Genomic DNA, 18,998 nt, shown 5'->3' on the forward strand with positions numbered 1-18,998 from the left:
ATATTGCAGGATAATCATTAATTTCGCTTAATTAATAAATACTATGTCGACACAAAATAACAATACCCGTAATACAGTGCTTGTATTAATGATACTTGGGGCAGTGGCTATGCGATTTTTAACTTATCAGGTGCCGGTATTAAGCAATTTCACTCCTGTAGGCGCTGTTGCGTTATTCGGAGGCGCTTATTTTACCGATAAATGGAAAGCTTATTTAGTACCGCTGCTTAGCTTACTGATAAGCGATATCGTAATCAACCAGTGGTATGTGTCAAGAAATATTGTTGATTATTCATCTACATTCTGGGTTTACCTAAGTTTTGCGATAATGGTATTTATTGGCAGCCGTATCAAAAAACCAAACGTGGTAAATGTAGCTGCAGCTTCATTGCTGTCGGTTGTAGTGTTTTGGTTATTAACAGATTTTCCATGGTTATATGGTGGCTCACTTTACCCGCATACACTTACGGGTTACGGCCAGTCACTTATTGCCGCTATACCTTTCCAGCGCAATATGCTTTTAGGCGATGCATTATTCGGCCTGATACTTTTCGGAAGCTTCGAGTATGCTAAAGCAAGATTTTCGTCTCTTCGCACACGACATGAATTAGCATTATAAAAAACATACATTCACAAAAAAAGCGGCTTTTGCCGCTTTTTTTGTTCTTCTTACTCCGTTTTTTATGATGCTCTTCTCTTGGTAAGCTCATCACGAATTTTAGCCGCTTTCTCATAAGCTTCTTCTGCAAGGGCTTCCTGTAAACGGGTACGTAGTTCGTCATCACTCAAAGTGGCATAACTGCCTGTGGCCGATATAGTGCCTTTTTCCTCAGGTGTTTCACTTATATTTTCCAGGTAAACAAAATCGTTACCTTCAATAACGATACCTGCGGTTGACAGGATAAATTCATAAGTATAAATAGGGCAGTCGAACCGCACTGAAACCGCTATCGCGTCTGACGTGCGAGCATCAATTTCCATGGTACGCTTGCCATCGCTGCAAATTAGTTTCGAATAAAAAATACCGTCGACAAGGTTGTAAATAATTACTTCCTGCACCGTAATGTTATAAGCCTGAGCAAAGCTTTTAAATAGATCATGCGTGAGCGGACGGCTCGGCGTCATTTTCTCAATCTCAATGGCTATAGCCTGCGCTTCAAAGCTGCCAATGATAATCGGTAATCTTCGTCGACCGCTTATTTCACCTAAAACCAAGGCATACGCGCCGGATTGTGTCTGACTATAGGATAGCCCTACAATATCCAGCTTTATTTTTTTCATGTTGTTACCCATTACCCAATCAAATTTACGCTATGGCTTTATGTTGTTTAATTGCTTCTATCAATTTTGGTACCACCTCAAAGGCGTCACCTACAATTCCGTAGTCGGCTACCTTATAAAACGGCGCCTCGGGATCTTTGTTGATGACTACAATAACTTTTGATGCGCTTATACCCGCAAGGTGTTGTATAGCCCCCGAAATACCTATCGCAATATACAAATTTGGACTGACAGCTATGCCTGTTTGCCCTACGTGTTCGCTATGCGGACGCCATCCGGCATCAGAAACGGGTTTTGAGCATGCGGTTGCCGCACCTAACAGATCAGCAAGCTCTTCAATCATACCCCAGTTTTCAGGGCCTTTTAAACCACGACCGCCTGATACAACAATCTCAGCATCAGGTAATGAGACTTTATCTGTTGAGCGGACAATCTCTTTAAGCATCACTTTAAAATCGCCTTCCTTTACTTCCGCAGCGAAGTCTTCAATTGCAGCTGTGCCACCCGTTTCAACAACTTTATAAGTATTTGGTGTAAGCGATATTACTTTATTGGCTGATGTTAATTCAGTAAATGCGAATGCCTTACCTGAAAAAGCCGTTTTTTTAACGATAAATTTACCGCCGCTTTGATCGGGCAGTGATACAGCGCCATCAATTATACCGGCGTTAAGCTTAACTGCTACACGCGGCGCAAGTCCGCGACCGGAAAACGAATTGGACAATACAACGATATCAGTACCTTCTTTTTTTGCAGCTTCAGCAATTACCGAGGCGTACGCCTGGTTTACAAAAGTTTTTAACCTATCGTTGCTAACGTTAAGCACTTTATCAGCGCCGTACTTACCTAAAGCTGAAAGTTCATCAACGGCAACGTCTCCGATGGATATAGCAGTAAGCGAAGTATTATTTTGATCGGCGATAGCTTTAGCATAGGAAACCGCCTCAAAAATTGATTTTTTGAATTTGCCATCGGCATTTTCAGCATATATTAAAACAGGCATATATCTTAAATAATGTTGTGTTTATATAACGCGTGCTTCGGTATGCAGCAGCTCTATAAGTTTGCCTGCATCCTCGGCAGGCAAAAGCTTAACCTGGCCACGCGCCGCAGGGGTTTCATAGCTGATAATGTTTGAATTTACATCAACTGCAACGGGTTCAACCACCGTTAATGGCTTGGTTCGTGCCGACATAATGCCACGCATGTTTGGTATTTTTGGTTCAGCCACACCCTCGGCAGTGCCGGCTACAAAAGGGAAGGGGATAGACAGTACTTCTTTACCGCCTTCAATTTCACGCTCTACTGTGGCACTATCCCCATTTACATCCAGTTTTTTAATGATAGAAACTGAAGGTATATCAAGCAATTCGCCAAGCATAGCCGCTACTTTTGATCCATTATAATCAATAGATTCACGACCGGTTAGTATTAGATCAAAAGGATTCTGCTTTACATAATGAGCAATTTGGTAGGCTACAAACCAGGCATCGTGGGGTTTTACGTTTACGCGGACAGCGTCGGTAGCGCCAATTGCCAATGCCTTACGTATAGTAGGCTCGGTACTAGCTACACCTACATTGATAACTGTTACGCTTCCGTTTCCTTCGGTTAGTTCAATAGCGCGGGCAAGTGCAATTTCATCGTAAGGATTAACGATAAACTGAACACCATTGGCATTAAATTGCGTGTTGTTATCCGTAAAAGTTATTTTTGTTGTGGTATCCGGAACATTGCTTATACATACCAGGATTTTCATAGAAATAGGTTTTTACAAAATTAGTTAAAAAACACACAGCACAAAATGCAGGGAAGCAGATTAGAAAAGCTATTGGAATTTATACAAAACGAACCTAACGACGAATTTTTAAAATATGCGCTGGCCACAGAGTATTTAAAGCTGAATGATACAGAAAAAGCACTTACCTATTATGAAGACCTGGTAAATAACCATCCCGACTATACCGGCACTTACTATCATTTAGGAAAATTATACGAGGCGCTAAACCGTAAGGAAGAAGCAATCAAAATTTATGAAACCGGCATGCGCATAACCCGTGAGAAAAGGGATATGCATGCTTTCTCAGAACTGCAGGCGGCATATAACTCAGCAACGGGGTTATATGGTGATGAGGATGATGATTATTGAGTTATGTTGTAAAGGCTATATGTCATTTCGACGAGGTATGAGTATAAGTCCTCTAAAAGCGCTAAAGAACAGCACCTAAATGTCGCTGAAGATTTCTCCCTACGGTCGAAATGACATTCAGTTTGTTAAGCACCATTGTTACTCACAATCTATTAAAACGGCGATTCATCATCCATTTCATCCATTCTTGATGGGCGTATTATGAAGTTGCTTGGATTAGGGTTATCAAAGCCCGCTGATGGCGCCAAACCTGCAAAGGCATTATTCCCAATACCAAAATCGTTACTGGTTTCAAGGTCCTCAAATTTCACGTACTTACCAACGAATTTCAACCTTACACGACCGGTTTCGCCGTTACGGTGCTTGGCTATAATTACCTCGCCCACGCCCTGTGTAGGATTATTGTCTTCATCCACATCCAAACCATAATATTCAGGACGGTACAGGAACAATACCATATCGGCATCCTGCTCGATAGAGCCGGATTCACGCAAGTCGGAAAGCATCGGGCGTTTTGAACCACCAGGACGGTTTTCAACAGCACGGCTTAACTGTGAAAGCGCTATAACCGGTACGTTCAACTCTTTAGCTACAGATTTTAACGCTCGGGAGATACTACCAATTTCCTGCTCACGGTTACCGCCGCCTTTGTTATCGGCTTTGCCATGCATTAGCTGCAGGTAGTCGATGATGATAAGTTGAATATCGTGTTGTGATTTTAAACGACGGCATTTCGCCCTGAATTCAAAAATGTTCAAGGCCGGCGTATCGTCAATAATTAGCGGTGCCTGCTCCAGTTTACCAACCCGGCTGTGTATCTGTTCCCATTCCCATGGTTCAAGATTACCTTTACGGATTTTTTCCTGCTCAATTTGCGCTTCGCCTGATACCAGACGATTAACCAACTGTACCGATGACATCTCGAGTGAGAACACCACTACCGGCTTACTGAAATCGACAGCGGCATTTCTCGCGCAGCTTAATACGAAAGCTGTTTTACCCATCGCAGGGCGGGCAGCAATAATTACCAAGTCGGATTTTTGCCAGCCGGAGGTCATACGGTCGAGCTCGGTAAAGCCTGAAGCCACACCTGTTAAACCGTCTTTTTTATCTTTAAGCGCCTCAATTTCCTTCAGCGTTTCGTGCATCAGGTCGTCCATCTTGCGCGAATCGCGGCGAAGGTTATTTTGGGCTATATCGAACAGATTTTTTTCAGCCTTATCAAGCAGGTCGAGCACGTCTGTAGTATCCTGGTATGCATCATTGATCACCTCGGTTGATATGCGTATCAGTTCACGTTGGATATATTTCTGAATAATGATCCGTGCGTGGTACTCAATATTTGCTGCCGAAGCTACACGATTAGTAAGCTGCGTGATATAATAAGCACCGCCTATCATTTCCAGTTCACCTTGCTGGCGTAATTGCGCAGTAACGGTAAGGATATCAACAGGGGAGGTGCGTTCGAATAATAAACGGATGGATTGAAATATCTTTTGGTGCGCCTCAACGTAAAAAACTTCAGGCTTAAGTATATCGATAACCGACGACAGGGCGTCTTTTTCCAGCATCAACGCACCCAAAACAGCCTCTTCAAGGTCAACCGCCTGAGGTGGCAGCTTACCCATGATGGTGTTTGAATTAGGGGAGTTGAACCGGCTACGTCTGTCGTTTGTATTCGGCTTAAATTGGTTATCGTTCTCAGAAATCATACCCACAAAAATATACAAAAAATTAGCTGATTTCCTAAAGTGAAGATTTTTTTCGGCCTTGATTTAAAACCCCGAAAACGCGTATGTTACCGCATTGTCTAATTCACACAGGCATGTTGATAAATTCATCTAAATTGCTTTGATACAATGCGTTTGGATACCTGTTGAAAAAATATTTTTGTGTGGATTGCCTCAATTTTGCATTGGCGAACAGAATTAATAAGAAGTTACTTATTAAGAAATTTTTATAACTATTTTTGGCGGTCACAAAAACATACAGTTCATGTCATTTCAGCAAAAACAGCACCGTGAAAGTAATCAGATGATATTTGGCATTCGTGCTGTTATTGAAGCGATACGGGCAGGTAAAGAAATAGAGTCGTTATATATCCAGCGTGGTTTAGGCGGTAGTTTGCTGGGCGAGCTTAAAACACTAATGGCTGAATACCAGATAACTGCACAGCAGGTACCAATAGAAAAGCTGAACCGCTTAACACCAAAAAATCATCAGGGCGTAGTAGCTTTTATATCGCCGATAGTTTACCAAAAGATAGAGAACATTATTCCCGAAATATTTGAAAGGGGAGAGGTGCCGCTTATTTTAGTACTGGACAGTATTACCGACGTACGCAACATGGGTGCAATTGCACGTACTGCCGAATGTGCCGGCGTGCATGCTATTGTTGTACCTGCAAAAGGCTCGGCACAAATAAACCCCGACGCTGTAAAAACTTCGGCTGGGGCTTTATACAAGATACCCGTTTGCCGGCACGATAACTTTATGCAAACAGTTAGGTTTATTCAGGAAAGCGGCCTGCAATTAGTTTGCTGTACCGAGAAAACCAACGATTACCTGTACAAACCAGATTATACCGCACCAACTGCAATTGTTATGGGATCTGAAGAAGACGGCATCCGTAAAGAAATTATCCGTATAGCTGATCATTTGGCTAAAATCCCTATGTATGGTGAGATTGAATCGTTAAATGTCAGTGTATCGGCAGGTGTTATATTATACGAAGCTATACGCCAAAGAGGTGTTGTAAACAGTGATTGGTGATCAGAAATTAGCCAATTTCTGATCACCAACACTTTTCAGATCATCTTAATAGCAGCTTTCTTACTGTGTCGTTAGCGTAATCTGTAAAGTAGATAGTGCTTTCATCTTTTGATAGAGCCATATGTTCTGCTGCCACATCAGCACTTGTACCAACACCATCGCCACCATCATAAGGGAGATGCGGGCCTACAAGGTATTGTAATTTGCCATTAAAATAGCTTTTTATAGTTCCGCCATCAGCAATGTACATTGTACGGCTGTCTTTGGTAACAACAATACTGTGAATACTGGTAAATTGAACATTAGGAAAAAGCAATGTTAACTGCCCGGATGGTGTTAATTTATAAATATGCTTGTTCCCAACAACCAGGTATTTAACACCGTTGTATCCGCAGAAAATATCAGTCACAGTAGGATGTTCTTTGTCACTTGGCCCGGTAAGGCTCTCTTTTGGCGGTGTATATGTATCTGTACCTATAACACCGTTAGCGTCTAATAAAAATTTTTCTACAATTGCTTTTGGTCCGCCCTTAGTATGTACTCTATCCGTTTCAACGCCGCACATCCAGTAAAAATTATTATATGGGTCCTTAGCCAGATCCTGGTAAAAATGTTCGGATGAATGAAGTTTGGGAGTGATAACCTGACCGTTTGGTTTAACTATTAGTACTTTATAATTAAAAATATTTTCGTCTTCTAATGCTATGATGTTTATAGTACCGTCTTTAGCCACCTTTACTATAATAGGGTGTCTTAAAGGTACGCCATCACTGCTTTGTGGGATGTTTACTGTTGATACAATATTAGGCGGTGTTATTTTGCGTATTTTATGATTGTAGTATTCGGCAACATATAAGCTACCATCGTCCATAAGGTCAATCCCCCAGGGGCCATTAAACCGGGCCTGATTCCCTGATCCATCCGCATATCCGGGAGCAGCGGGATTACCTGCAATAGTTTTTACTGTTAAGGGTAAATAATTACTGTCAATAACCGTCACTTTCATTTGATCATCTACAGTGAAGTCGGATTCATTTTTTTTGTTTTTGAAGTCTTTTTTACATGCGGCAATAATTAACATGACGCATAGCAACATTTTGTAAGCTTTCGTTTTCATAAGAGATTAGTTTTGCCTACAAAATGATGGATTATGCAAATCCTTTAAAAGGACCTTAACCAAATGGGTATCATATTGTGCAACATTGTGATTTACTGCTGATTGTAATTATCTTAATAGCAATTTTCGTATGGTATTATGTTGATAGTCAGTAAAATACAATGTGCTTTCATCCTTTGACAACACCATGTGATGTGCTGTAACGTCGGCACTTGAACCCACGCCATCGCCCCCATCATAAGGTTTTTGCGGGCCAACCAAATATTGCAGCTTTCCGTTAAAGTACCTTTTAATTTTGCTGCCCTCGGCTATGTATAAAGTACGGCTGTCTTTGGTTGATACCACGCTGTAAACACCATTGAACACAACGTTGGGAAAAAGCAATGTCAATTTTCCTGAAGGTGTTAGTTTGTAAATGTGTTGGTTTCGTACCACCAAGTATTTAACACCGTTATATCCGCAAAAAATATTCACAACTAACGGCGATTGCTGATCATACGGGTTTAATTTTTCTGATGGAATATTAATACCATTGGTGCCTATACTACCATCCGTATTAATCTGAAACTTTTCAACTACAGCCTGCGGGCCGTTAACATCATCAAAATCTCCTGTTACGCCGCAAACCCAGTAATCATCGCTATAAGGATCTTTAGCCAGATCATAATAATAGTATTGTTCTGTGTGCGTATTTGGTGTAAGTAACTGTCCGTTTGGTTTCACTATCCATATTTTATATCGTATCTGTTCGGTATAGTCAGTCGCAACGATGTTAATAGTTCCGTCTTGAGCAACCCTAACCGCAAGCGGGTTTGTAAGCGATGTACCATCACGATGCGATGGTATGTTAACCGTTGATACAACTCCTGACGGCGTTATTTTACGTATGGTGTGGTTAAATACTTCGGCTACATATAAGGTACCATCATCCATAAGGTCAATACCCCATGGGCCATTAAAACGGGCTTGTTTACCAGATCCGTCAGCATAGCCTTCGGTGTTAGCCTTACCGGCAATGGTTACTACAGTCAATGGTAAGTAATTACTGTCAATGGCCGTTACTCTCATATTATCATTTGCAGCATCAGCAGTGTCCTCTTTAATAATCTGAGGATCTTTTTTACATGCAGCAACAAGTAATGTGCCGCATAGCAACAGTTTGTAAGCTTTAGTTTTCATAAGTAGTTGAGTGTTTTGCTTACAAAGGGATGGATAATACGAATCCTTTAAAAGTGCCGTAAACTAATGTTTACTATTATGTAAACCTGTGAAACAAAAAAGCCGGGCCACTGCCCGGCTTTTGCATTCTTTTTCAATGTGTTAAATATATTTGGTACCGAATTTTTGCTTAACATCTGCTACAACTTGCTTTACGTTTTGCTCCTGATCGCGTGGGCAAATAAGCAGAGTGTTGTTTGATTCTACCACAATATAATCATGTAAGCCCTGCAATATTACCAGCTTTTCGCCCGGAACATTTACCATACAGTTTGACGAATCATACATAATAACCTTCTCGGCAGGTATAACAGCGTTACCTACATAATCCTTTTCCGACAAGTCGTATATAGAAGCCCAGGTACCCAAATCGCTCCAACCGAATTCCGAAGGAAGTACATAAACGTTATCAGCTTTTTCCATAATACCGTAATCTATAGAAATATTTATGCATTGCTGATAAGCTTTGTGAATGTGCGGCTTTTCATGCTCGCTGTTATAAACCGAGCGTGCGTCAGCAAATATTTCATGCATATCCGGTAGATAACTATTAAATGCCGCAACAATATTTTTTGCTGACCATACAAATATGCCTGCGTTCCAAAGGAAGTCGCCGCTTTGCAGAAAGGTACGCGCAAGTTCTACGTTAGGCTTTTCGGTAAAAGTCTTAACCTTATGAAAATCCTCACCTATGGTTTGATCAGTATATTGAATGTAACCATAACCGGTATCAGGGCGCGAAGGCTTGATGCCAAGTGTTATCAGGCAGTTATGTTCAGCAGCTTTTTGTAATGATTTTTCTATTGCTGCAATAAAAGCATTTTCATCGAGTATCAAATGATCAGAAGGCGCAACAACAATAGATGCTTCAGGGTTTATGCTCTCTATCTTAAAACAACCATATGCAACACAAGGAGCGGTATTACGCATTACCGGCTCGGTAAGTATCTGGTTATCTGCCATGTCGGGCAGTTGTTCTTTCACCAGTTGTGTATAGTTTTCATTAGTTACAACGTATATATTTTCTTTTGGGCAAACCTTTAAAAACCTTTCATAAGTATTTTGAATGAGTGTTTTTCCTGTACCTAAAATATCAATAAACTGTTTTGGATGCGAAGTGCGGCTAATAGGCCAGAAACGGCTGCCAATTCCGCCGGCCATAATAATGGCATAATAGTTACTGTTCATGAAAGGTCGTAAATGTTAAGTGGCTCAAATTTGTACATAATATTTGTAAAATATAAGCCCAAATGCATATTGTGCTATAATCGGAATAAAAAGTAACAAACCGTTAAAATGTTTTTATTTAATTAATCATTTTTCTATAAAATTTTAATGTAAACCTATCGTTATTTTGAAAAATATTGTTATTTTGAACTTTTAATAAAACAAGCACAAATACAACATCAATTATAATGATCGAGACTAAAAAGTCGCTTTTTGATAACCTACAGAATTTTTTTGGATTTGATAATTTCAAGGGCGACCAGGAGGCAATTATAACCAATATCCTTGCCGGTAATGATACGTTTGTTATCATGCCCACAGGCGGGGGTAAATCAATGTGTTATCAGTTGCCGGCTTTAATGAGTGAAGGAACCGCTATTGTCATATCGCCGCTGATAGCGCTGATGAAAAATCAGGTTGATCAGCTAAGGGCTTTCGGCGGATCAGACAGCATTGCACACTTTCTAAATTCCTCTCTTACAAAATCAGAAATAGCCCGTGTAAAAGAAGATGTTCTGGGCGGTAAAACAAAGCTGCTTTATGTCGCTCCAGAATCACTTACAAAGCAGGAAAACATCGACTTTCTGCGTCTGAATCATGTATCGTTTGTAGCTGTTGACGAAGCGCACTGTATATCTGAATGGGGACATGATTTCCGCCCGGAATACCGCAAGATACGCCAGGTAATAAGCAACATTGGTGAGAACATTCCCATTATAGCACTTACCGCTACTGCTACACCTAAAGTGCAGCACGATATACAAAAGAACCTGCAAATGAATAACGCGACGGTGTTCAAATCGTCGTTTAACCGTACAAACCTGTTTTACGAAGTACGTGCAAAGCGCAGCGTTATAAAAGAAATAGTAAAGTTTGTAAAGCAAAATACCGGTAAATCGGGCATCATATATTGCTTAAGCCGTAAAAAGGTTGAAGAAGTGGCAGAGGTGTTAAATCTAAATGGTATCCGCGCCCTGCCTTACCATGCCGGGCTTGATGCCAAAGTACGCGCCGAAACGCAGGACAAGTTCCTGATGGAAGATGTTGAAGTTATTGTGGCAACCATAGCTTTCGGGATGGGTATTGATAAACCCGATGTGCGCTATGTAATTCACCACGACGTGCCTAAAAGCATGGAAGGCTACTACCAGGAGACCGGTCGTGCCGGACGTGATGGCGGTGAAGGCGTATGTGTGTCTTTTTATTCGCAAAAAGATATAGATAAACTTCAGAAGTTTATGAAGGACAAGCCGGTATCTGAACGCGAGATAGGCACGCAAATACTCAAAGAGGTGATAGATTACGCCGAATCATCAGTATGCCGCCGTAAGCAGATACTACATTACTTTGGCGAAAACTTTGATGAAAGTAGCTGCGGAAACATGTGCGATAACTGTTGTGCGCCAAAAACTTTCTTCGATGCTGAAGAGCACCTGCACAAAGTGCTTAGCCTGATAAAACATATTGACGAGAAGTTTGACGACCGCTACATCATAGATGTATTGACAGGTGCTGATAACCCACAGATACGTAATTATGAGCATGATACTTTGCCATACTTCGGTTTAGGTAAAGAGGACGGCGAGAACCTTTGGAACTCGGTATTGCGTCAGGCTTTGTTGGATAACTTCCTGTCAAAAGATATAGATCAGTACGGTTTACTTCGTCTGACAGAAAAGGGCAATGATTTTATTGACAACCCATACAGCATACGCTTTATATTGAACCGCGAAATGGAAGCGGCCGATGATGAGGATGGCGAAGAAGGACCTAAGCAAGGCGGTGGCGCTCTTGATACCGAACTACTTCAAATGCTGAAGGACCTGCGCAAAAAGATTGCCAAGCAAAAAAGCCTTCCGCCGTTTGTAATATTCCAGGATCCATCGCTCGAGGAAATGTGTACGCATTATCCCATCAGTATGGAGGAAATGAAGCAGATATCAGGTGTTGGCGCAGGTAAAGCACTTAAATTTGGCGGACCGTTTATCGAACTCATTAAAAAATATGTTGAGGATAATGATATTGACCGCCCGGTTGATATGGTGATAAAAAGCGCTGCCAATAAATCGGCGCTTAAGGTTTATATTATTCAAAATATCGACAGGCACCTTAATCTTGAGGATATTGCTGCTTCAAAAGGACTTACTTACGAGGAAATACTTCGTGAGGTGGAATCAATAGTTAACTCGGGTACTAAGCTTAACCTTGATTATTATATAGACGAGGTAATTGACGAGGATAAACAGGATGAGGTTTTCGACTACTTCAAAACCGCCGAAGACGACTCTATCGACCATGCTATTGCCGAGCTTGGTGGTGACGATTACACATATGAAGAAGTACAGTTAATGCGCATAAAGTTTATGAGCGAATTGGGAAATTAGGAATATAAATGATTTGAGGATTAAGGATAGAGATCAGTAATACTGATTTTTAACCTTTTTTTATTTCATACTGTTCCTTAAAATCCAAGTTGTTTTACTTGGCAAGTATCTTGAACTCAGTACGCCGGTTTTGCTGGCGCCCTTCTTCTGTATTGTTATTAGCAATAGGCTGACTTTTGCCATAACCTTTAAACAACAACCGTTTAGCATCAGTTCCGCCGGCTACAAGGTAATTATAAACGGCTTTGGCCCGGTTTTTAGACAAGGTTTGATTATGCTCATCGTTCCCTACATTATCTGTATGGCCTGATATTTCAATTTTTATAGTGGGATTTTCATTTAAAAACTGCGCCAGTTTCTGCAGTTCGGCCTTTGATTCAGGCTTAAGATCAAACTTATTTGTATCGAAAAAAATATTTTTCAATACTACTTTTTTGCCAACACCAATAGGAGAAAGAGATACCTGTATGTTGAATGGCGATTTTGGTTCCCTGCCTATAAGAGAGAAATTTTCTGAATAGAACAAATATCCGCCCTTAGAAATATTCAAGCCATAGTTTTTACCCGATGTAAGCGTAACCAGAAATTCTCCGTCATCTTCAGAACTGTAATCCTGGTAAACAATGCGATTTTTTTCCAGATCGATAATTTCAATATTAGCTTCCAGCGGACTATTGGTCAGCGCGTCGTTAACATGTCCTTTTACGTAAGTAACCGGCAATGGCCGGATATTTTTCGGAAGCTCGAATGTATAAATATCAAAGCCACCCAGCCCCTGCAGGTTATTTGACGAAAAAAAAGCGTAATTTCCATTAGCAGTCAGCGTCAACCCGTTTTCATCACCGCTCGAATTGATAGGGTAGCCCAGATTTTCGGGCTTTTGCCATTTACCGTCTTTGCCTAAACGGCTTACAAATAAATCTTTATTCCCCATGCCCGGCCAGCCGTTCGAGCAGAAATATAACGTGTTATCATCAGGATGAATAAAAGGTGATTGCTCATCAAATGGTGTATTGATACTCGGTCCAAGGTTTTCCGGCTCTGTCCAACCGTTATCTGTTAATGTAGTTTTCCAGATATCATAACCACCTAAACCACCTGCTTTATTGCTCACAAAATATAATGTACGTCCATCAGCGCTTATTGATGGTTGTGATTCCCAGGCCCCTGTATTAACGGGTGGATTTATGCCAACCGGTTTGCCCCAGTCATCTCCACGTTTTTGCGCGATGTATATATCACATTTGCCACGGCCATCGGGGCGGTTACATCCTGTGAAAAAAAGGTATTTGCCATCTTGCGATATGGATTGTGCGCCTTCGTTATAGTTAGGCGTATTGATACGTGTGCTCAGATACGTAGCTTTTTGCCATTTACCATCCTTCTTGCTGCTTTTATAAAAATCCTCATTGTTGCTGATCTGCCTGGTAAATATCAATGTGCTTTCGTCGGCAGTAGCTACCGGCATATATTCGTCATCTGCGGAGTTAATCTCAGGCCCAATGTTTTGTGGTTTAAAGGCAACGGGATGTTTAAGCGCCTCAATACTGAACAGGCAATCGGCAAGCAGCTTTTGTGCATAAGCGTTGCTCTGCTGATTGAGATTTGCATATGTTAAATATTTTTCCAGGTGCTGCTTAGCCTCATGGTATTGCGCAAGGCTGATCTCAATTTCTCCAAGTTTCAAATAAACGCCCCGGTTAAATACAGCGTTAATGGAAATAGCTTTATGATAGCTTTCGGCAGACGGTTTAAAATCACGCTTTAGCCTGAAAATATCTCCAAGTTGAATGTGCGCTTCAATAAAATCAGGGTCTTCTTTAATGGCCTGTTGAAGTTCTATAATAGCTTCATCATATTGTCGCTTATTGAGTTGCTGCCCGGCAGCAGTATAGTGCTTTACAGCCTGCTTATTTTTGCTGGTATATGATCCGTCCTGGCTGTATGCCGACAGGCAAATCATCGCCAGCAAACAAAAAATAAGAGCAGGGCGCATAACTTAGGGATAATATAATAAGGTAAGGTACAATCATTTAAGGAATATTCAAAAACTTATGTGTCTGCAGGGAGATTTCCCATTTGGGATTATTCATCACATAATCAACAATAAGCGGCGTCATTTCCTTTGCCTTTGACCATTCGGGCTGTAAAAATAGTTTGCAATCGGGCCCTACAAGTAACGCATTTTGTTCGGCAAATTCAAAATCTGATTTATTAAAAACAATCACCTTTAATTCATCAGCTTTTTGAGCGACACTTAAAGTTGGCGCTTTAAATTTTTTAGGTGACAAGCATATCCAGTCCCAATTACCTGAAAGAGGATAAGCGCCAGAAGTTTCAATAAAAGTTTTGATACCTTGTTCATGCAGCTTTGTGGTAAGGTATTCTAAATTATATATCAAAGGTTCGCCACCTGTAATCACCACTGTTTTGGCAGGATGTATTGCCGCATTTGTTACAATAACATCAGCATGTGTAAGCGCATGTAATTCGGCATCCCAGCTTTCTTTTACATCGCACCAATGGCAGCCAACATCACAGCCACCCAAACGGATAAAATACGCGGCTTTACCGGTGTTGTATCCTTCGCCTTGAATGGTGTAAAACTCTTCCATTAATGGAAGTTGCGAGCCGTCGTCTGGAATGATGTGCGCCATATATTAATAATTTGCAAATATAAACATTCATTTTATGCCTTATTGAGAATGAAAGTTCTTATTACCAATACGATTGATTATTATTACGTTAAATTTACCTTTATGAGAAGATTTGTACCTGTTATTATCGTTCTCATGCTGCTGGGCTTAAGCTCATGTGTTGATATTGAAGAGCGCTATACTTTCCGTGCTGATGGATCATGCAGGGTAGTTTACGGATTTGATATGAGCCGGGCTGTGTCTGTTTTAAAAAATCTGATGACGGATTCAGTTCAGGCTACACCCGAATTTTCGATTACAAAAGATACTTCTCTTAACTTTTACAGCGCCATACCTGATAGTATTCAACGAAACATGTCTGCTGAAGATGTACAACTGGCTAAAACCAGCGACCTGTCGGTTAAAATGGACCTGCGTAAAAGCCTGATGAAGGTAAACGTAAGCCATGTGGCTAAAAATGCTGCCGACCTTGAATATTATTTAAAAAACATCTCCAAGATATCCATGAATAGCCAGCTTAGCGCCATTGCTAAAAATCCCACTAAGAAAGGTGATATCGATTCGCAAAGCCTTATGGCAGGACAGGATTACTATACATACGAAATAACACCAACGCGTTTCCGCCGGATAGTTGATAAGGTGAAATTCAACGCTTTCCTGAAGAAAACACAATCAACACTTATAATGGCTAAAGCTATGCTGATTGATATGCCTTATAAAGTGGTACTCAATTTTGCAAAGCCTGTTAAAAAAGTAAATAACTCAAAAGCAGTACTTTCTGCCGACAGGAAAAGCGTAACGCTAATTACCGATATGGATGAGATCATAAAAAATCCGGCGATTATGAACCTGCAGGTAGATTTTTGATATGCAATGGTATAAAGTACCTGATTTAAATTTCACAGGTCAGCCGTTTATCAGGAAAGAAAAAATTGCCGGTAAACAAATTTGTTTGGTAGGATACGAAGGGGAGGTGTTTGCGATGGGTTCACGCTGTCCTCATGCTGGAGAAGATCTTAGCGGCGGTTGGTGTAAGGATGGTAAACTGGTGTGCCCGGTGCATCGTTACTCGTACCAACTCACAACGGGTCGCGGCAGCCCAGGCCAAAATGATTATGTGGAGACTTATCCTGTTAAACTTAAAAGAAATGAGGTATATGTTGGTATAGGCTCGTTTTGGGAAAAGCTGAAAGCGATGTTTACGTTTGAGGAGTAGTCTACCTTGTCATTCTGAACATAGTGAAGGATATGTTAGCCAATAGATGCTTCGTACCTCAGCATGACAAAGTGCTAATACAGAACAACATTACAATAATCTCAATAAACTTCACCCTTAGCCGAAGCTAACGTGTTTTTCAGCAGGCCAATAATAGTCATTAAACCAACTCCACCGGGTACCGGGGTTATCCATGAGGCTTTTGGTGCCACGTTTTCAAAATCAACGTCGCCATAAAGTTTGTAGCCTGATTTGGTTAGGGTAGAGGTTTCGCGGTTCATGCCCACGTCAATAACCACGGTGCCTTCTTTAACCATATCGGCGGTGATGAAATTCTTTTTGCCTATAGCAACGATTAGAATATCAGCATCTAAAGTAAATTTTTTAATATCTGGTGTGCGGCTATGGCAAATGGTTACAGTGCAGTTGCCGGGGTAGGTATTACGCGCCATCAATATACTCATTGGCGAGCCGACAATGTTACTGCGACCAACCACTACGCAATGCTTGCCGGCAGTTTCAACTCCGTATTCTTTGAGCATCAGAGTAATACCGTATGGGGTAGCCGGGATAAACGAAGGCAGGTTACGCTGCATTCGGCCCAAGTTTACCGGGTGAAAACCGTCAACGTCCTTGCGGTGGTCAATACGTTCGGTTACTTTTTCAGGGTCGATATGTTTTGGCAGTGGAAGTTGAACGATGATGCCATCAATGTCTTCATCAGCGTTAAGTTCAGCAACTTTGGCCAACAGTTCTTCTTCGGTTACATCGTCTTCATAACGTACCAAGGTCGATTTAAAACCAACCTTTTCGCAATTCTTCATCTTGCTGGCTACGTAGGTTTCGCTGCCGCCATCGTGTCCAACCAAAACAGCAACAAGGTGCGGCTTGCGCCCGGTGTTCGCTAAAATTTCGGCAGCCTGTTCAGCTATTTCTACCTTAAGTTTTTCTGATACGTATTTTCCGTCGAGTAACTGCATTATTGAGAATCAAGAATTAAGAGTCAGGAATTAAGAAGTCCTTGGCTCATTTTATTAATTAATAAGTTGAATCAGAAGCTTCTCTTAATTCTTGACTCCTGATTCTTGAATCTTTATGAAAAATTTAGTCCAGTTTCAAAACCGCCATAAACGCGCTTTGCGGTATCTCTACGTTGCCCACCTGACGCATCCGTTTTTTACCTGCTTTTTGTTTTTCCAATAGTTTACGTTTACGAGAGATGTCGCCGCCGTAACATTTGGCAGTAACGTCTTTACGCATGGCTTTCACCGTTTCACGTGCAATAATTTTGGCACCGATAGAAGCCTGTATAACTATTTCAAATTGCTGGCGTGGTAAAAGTTCTTTAAGCTTTTCGCATATTTTTTTTCCAAAATCGTACGAGTTGCTGCGGTGTATCAGCGATGACAACGCGTCTACCGGTTCGCCGTTCAAACGGATATCCAGTTTTACTAAATCACTGGTACGGTAACCAATTTGATGATAATCAAACGATGCGTAACCTTTAGAAATAGTTTTCAGTTTATCATAAAAGTCGAATACGATTTCACCCATCGGCATCTCGAACACAAGTTCTACCCGATCGGAAGTGAGGTACGACTGGTTCACTATCATACCACGCTTTTGAATACACAGCGACATTACCGAACCAACAAAATCACTCTTCGTAATAATTGTTGCCTTGATAAATGGTTCCTCAACGTGGTCTATTTTGCTTGGATCAGGCAGGTCAGATGGATTATTTACAATAATCTCTTCACCGCGAGTGCTATGGGCGATGTACGATACGTTTGGTACGGTGGTGATCACCGTCATATTAAATTCGCGTTCAAGGCGTTCCTGGATGATTTCCATGTGCAGCATGCCCAGGAAACCGCAACGGAAACCAAAACCCAATGCCGCCGACGATTCGGGTTCAAAAACCAGGGAAGCATCATTCAGCTGAAGTTTCGCCATTGATTCGCGCAACTCTTCATAATCCTCGGTGTCAACCGGGTAAATACCAGCGAATACCATTGGTTTTACCTCTTCAAAACCTTGTATTCCTTCGGCGCAAGGGCGGTCAACCTTGGTAATGGTGTCACCAACTTTAACCTCTTTAGCTTCTTTAATTCCGGAAATGATGTAGCCTACGTCGCCGGTTTTTATCACTTGCTTTTCAAGCGGACGAAGTTTAAGTGTTCCTACTTCATCAGCAAGGTATTGCTTTTCGGTAGCCACAAATTTTACTTTGTCGCCTTTGCGTATCTCGCCGTTAACCACTTTAAAGTAAGCGATGATACCACGAAATGAGTTGAATACCGAGTCAAATATCAGTGCCTGCAACGGTGCTTCCGGATCGCCAACAGGCGCAGGGACGCGCTCAACAATAGCGCGCAAAATATCGTGCACACCCATTCCGGTTTTACCCGATGCCGGAATAATCTCCTCACGTTTGCAGCCAATAAGGTCAACTATCTGGTCTTTTACTTCCTCAGGCATAGCGCCCGGAAGGTCCATTTTATTCAGGATAGGGATAATTTCCAGGTCATTTTCCAGCGCCAGGTACAGGTTTGAAATGGTTTGCGCCTGTATGCCCTGTGCAGCGTCGACAATAAGCAACGCACCTTCGCAGGCCGCTATAGAGCGTGACACCTCGTACGAAAAATCCACGTGTCCGGGAGTATCAATCAGGTTGAGCACATACTTTTTACCATCAAGCTCATAATCCATTTGTATGGCATGGCTTTTTATGGTGATACCGCGTTCACGCTCAAGATCCATATCGTCAAGCAATTGGGCCTGGCTTTCGCGCTGAGTTATAGTATTGGTGTATTCAAGCAAACGATCGGCAAGTGTACTCTTACCATGGTCGATATGCGCTATAATGCAAAAATTACGAATATGCTCCATCAGAGGCGCAAAAATACGTTTTTAAGGCGACAATTGGTATAGGTATTCAATTTGGCAAAATTATTGCCTTACAAACAATTTAAAC

At 41.4% G+C, this 18,998-nt stretch carries 17 protein-coding genes; 6 read left to right on the forward strand and 11 right to left on the reverse strand.

All coding sequences use genetic code 11. The annotated features are described in order from the left end of the window. Positions 1-43: 43 nt before the first annotated feature. On the forward strand, positions 44-619 hold the full coding sequence (locus tag EOD41_RS09590; RefSeq protein WP_127704597.1) for a DUF6580 family putative transport protein: 576 nt from the start codon (positions 44-46) through the stop codon (positions 617-619). A gap of 62 nt (positions 620-681) precedes the next feature. Here the strand turns inward: EOD41_RS09590 and EOD41_RS09595 are convergent, their stop codons facing one another. From EOD41_RS09595 to EOD41_RS09605, 3 genes are read right to left on the reverse strand one after another with little or no spacing between them, the layout of a single operon-like run. Further along, complete coding sequence (locus tag EOD41_RS09595) at positions 682-1,281, reverse strand: bifunctional nuclease family protein (protein ID WP_127704598.1); 600 nt, start codon at positions 1,279-1,281, stop codon at positions 682-684. 25 nt (positions 1,282-1,306) lie between these two features. Further along, positions 1,307-2,284, reverse strand: a complete 978-nt coding sequence (locus EOD41_RS09600) for an electron transfer flavoprotein subunit alpha/FixB family protein (protein WP_127704599.1) — start codon at positions 2,282-2,284, stop codon at positions 1,307-1,309. 21 nt (positions 2,285-2,305) lie between these two features. Next, a complete protein-coding gene (locus EOD41_RS09605) occupies positions 2,306-3,040 on the reverse strand; it encodes an electron transfer flavoprotein subunit beta/FixA family protein (RefSeq protein ID WP_127704600.1) in 735 nt (244 codons plus the stop codon). Positions 3,041-3,085: 45 nt separating this feature from the next. On the opposite strand from EOD41_RS09605, the gene EOD41_RS09610 reads away from it, so the two are divergent. Next, positions 3,086-3,430: a tetratricopeptide repeat protein gene (locus tag EOD41_RS09610; protein WP_127704601.1), complete on the forward strand. Its 345-nt coding sequence runs from the start codon at positions 3,086-3,088 to the stop codon at positions 3,428-3,430. Between the two features lie 152 nt (positions 3,431-3,582). Here EOD41_RS09610 and dnaB read toward each other — a convergent pair whose 3' ends face one another. Continuing rightward, entirely contained in the window at positions 3,583-5,142 is a 1,560-nt protein-coding gene (gene dnaB / locus EOD41_RS09615) for a replicative DNA helicase (protein ID WP_127704602.1), read from the reverse strand. A 283-nt stretch (positions 5,143-5,425) separates the two neighbouring features. Between dnaB and rlmB the strand changes: the two genes are divergently transcribed. Beyond that, on the forward strand, positions 5,426-6,202 hold the full coding sequence (gene rlmB, locus EOD41_RS09620; protein ID WP_127704603.1) for a 23S rRNA (guanosine(2251)-2'-O)-methyltransferase RlmB: 777 nt from the start codon (positions 5,426-5,428) through the stop codon (positions 6,200-6,202). A 40-nt stretch (positions 6,203-6,242) separates the two neighbouring features. Here the strand turns inward: rlmB and EOD41_RS09625 are convergent, their stop codons facing one another. The 3 genes from EOD41_RS09625 to EOD41_RS09635 form a co-directional block, all read right to left on the reverse strand. Then, positions 6,243-7,319, reverse strand: a complete 1,077-nt coding sequence (locus tag EOD41_RS09625) for an NHL repeat-containing protein (protein ID WP_127704604.1) — start codon at positions 7,317-7,319, stop codon at positions 6,243-6,245. 108 nt (positions 7,320-7,427) lie between these two features. After that, a complete protein-coding gene (locus EOD41_RS09630) occupies positions 7,428-8,498 on the reverse strand; it encodes an NHL repeat-containing protein (protein ID WP_127704605.1) in 1,071 nt (356 codons plus the stop codon). 141 nt (positions 8,499-8,639) lie between these two features. After that, positions 8,640-9,725, reverse strand: coding sequence for a mannose-1-phosphate guanylyltransferase (locus EOD41_RS09635; protein ID WP_127704606.1), 1,086 nt, complete (start codon positions 9,723-9,725; stop codon positions 8,640-8,642). Between the two features lie 230 nt (positions 9,726-9,955). Here EOD41_RS09635 and recQ point away from each other — a divergent pair, with 230 nt between their 5' ends. Beyond that, positions 9,956-12,148, forward strand: coding sequence for a DNA helicase RecQ (recQ, locus tag EOD41_RS09640; RefSeq protein WP_127704826.1), 2,193 nt, complete (start codon positions 9,956-9,958; stop codon positions 12,146-12,148). A 94-nt stretch (positions 12,149-12,242) separates the two neighbouring features. Here recQ and EOD41_RS09645 read toward each other — a convergent pair whose 3' ends face one another. Together EOD41_RS09645 and EOD41_RS09650 are read right to left on the reverse strand one after the other, a co-directional pair. After that, entirely contained in the window at positions 12,243-14,144 is a 1,902-nt protein-coding gene (locus EOD41_RS09645; RefSeq protein WP_240663315.1) for an OmpA family protein, read from the reverse strand. 37 nt (positions 14,145-14,181) lie between these two features. Continuing rightward, the gene (locus tag EOD41_RS09650) at positions 14,182-14,805 is read right to left on the reverse strand and encodes a 7-carboxy-7-deazaguanine synthase QueE (protein ID WP_127704607.1); all 624 of its coding nucleotides are present in this window, start codon (positions 14,803-14,805) and stop codon (positions 14,182-14,184) included. A 102-nt stretch (positions 14,806-14,907) separates the two neighbouring features. On the opposite strand from EOD41_RS09650, the gene EOD41_RS09655 reads away from it, so the two are divergent. After that, positions 14,908-15,672: a hypothetical protein gene (locus EOD41_RS09655; RefSeq protein WP_127704608.1), complete on the forward strand. Its 765-nt coding sequence runs from the start codon at positions 14,908-14,910 to the stop codon at positions 15,670-15,672. Position 15,673: 1 nt separating this feature from the next. Next, complete coding sequence (locus EOD41_RS09660; RefSeq protein WP_127704609.1) at positions 15,674-16,021, forward strand: Rieske (2Fe-2S) protein; 348 nt, start codon at positions 15,674-15,676, stop codon at positions 16,019-16,021. A gap of 101 nt (positions 16,022-16,122) precedes the next feature. Here the strand turns inward: EOD41_RS09660 and EOD41_RS09665 are convergent, their stop codons facing one another. Beyond that, a complete protein-coding gene (locus EOD41_RS09665; protein ID WP_127704610.1) occupies positions 16,123-17,001 on the reverse strand; it encodes a bifunctional 5,10-methylenetetrahydrofolate dehydrogenase/5,10-methenyltetrahydrofolate cyclohydrolase in 879 nt (292 codons plus the stop codon). 124 nt (positions 17,002-17,125) lie between these two features. Then, the gene (gene lepA, locus EOD41_RS09670) at positions 17,126-18,913 is read right to left on the reverse strand and encodes a translation elongation factor 4 (RefSeq protein WP_127704611.1); all 1,788 of its coding nucleotides are present in this window, start codon (positions 18,911-18,913) and stop codon (positions 17,126-17,128) included. Between the last annotated feature and the right edge of the window lie 85 nt (positions 18,914-18,998).

The organism is Mucilaginibacter limnophilus (assembly GCF_004005815.1).
Taxonomy (GTDB): Bacteria; Bacteroidota; Bacteroidia; order Sphingobacteriales; family Sphingobacteriaceae; genus Mucilaginibacter; species Mucilaginibacter limnophilus.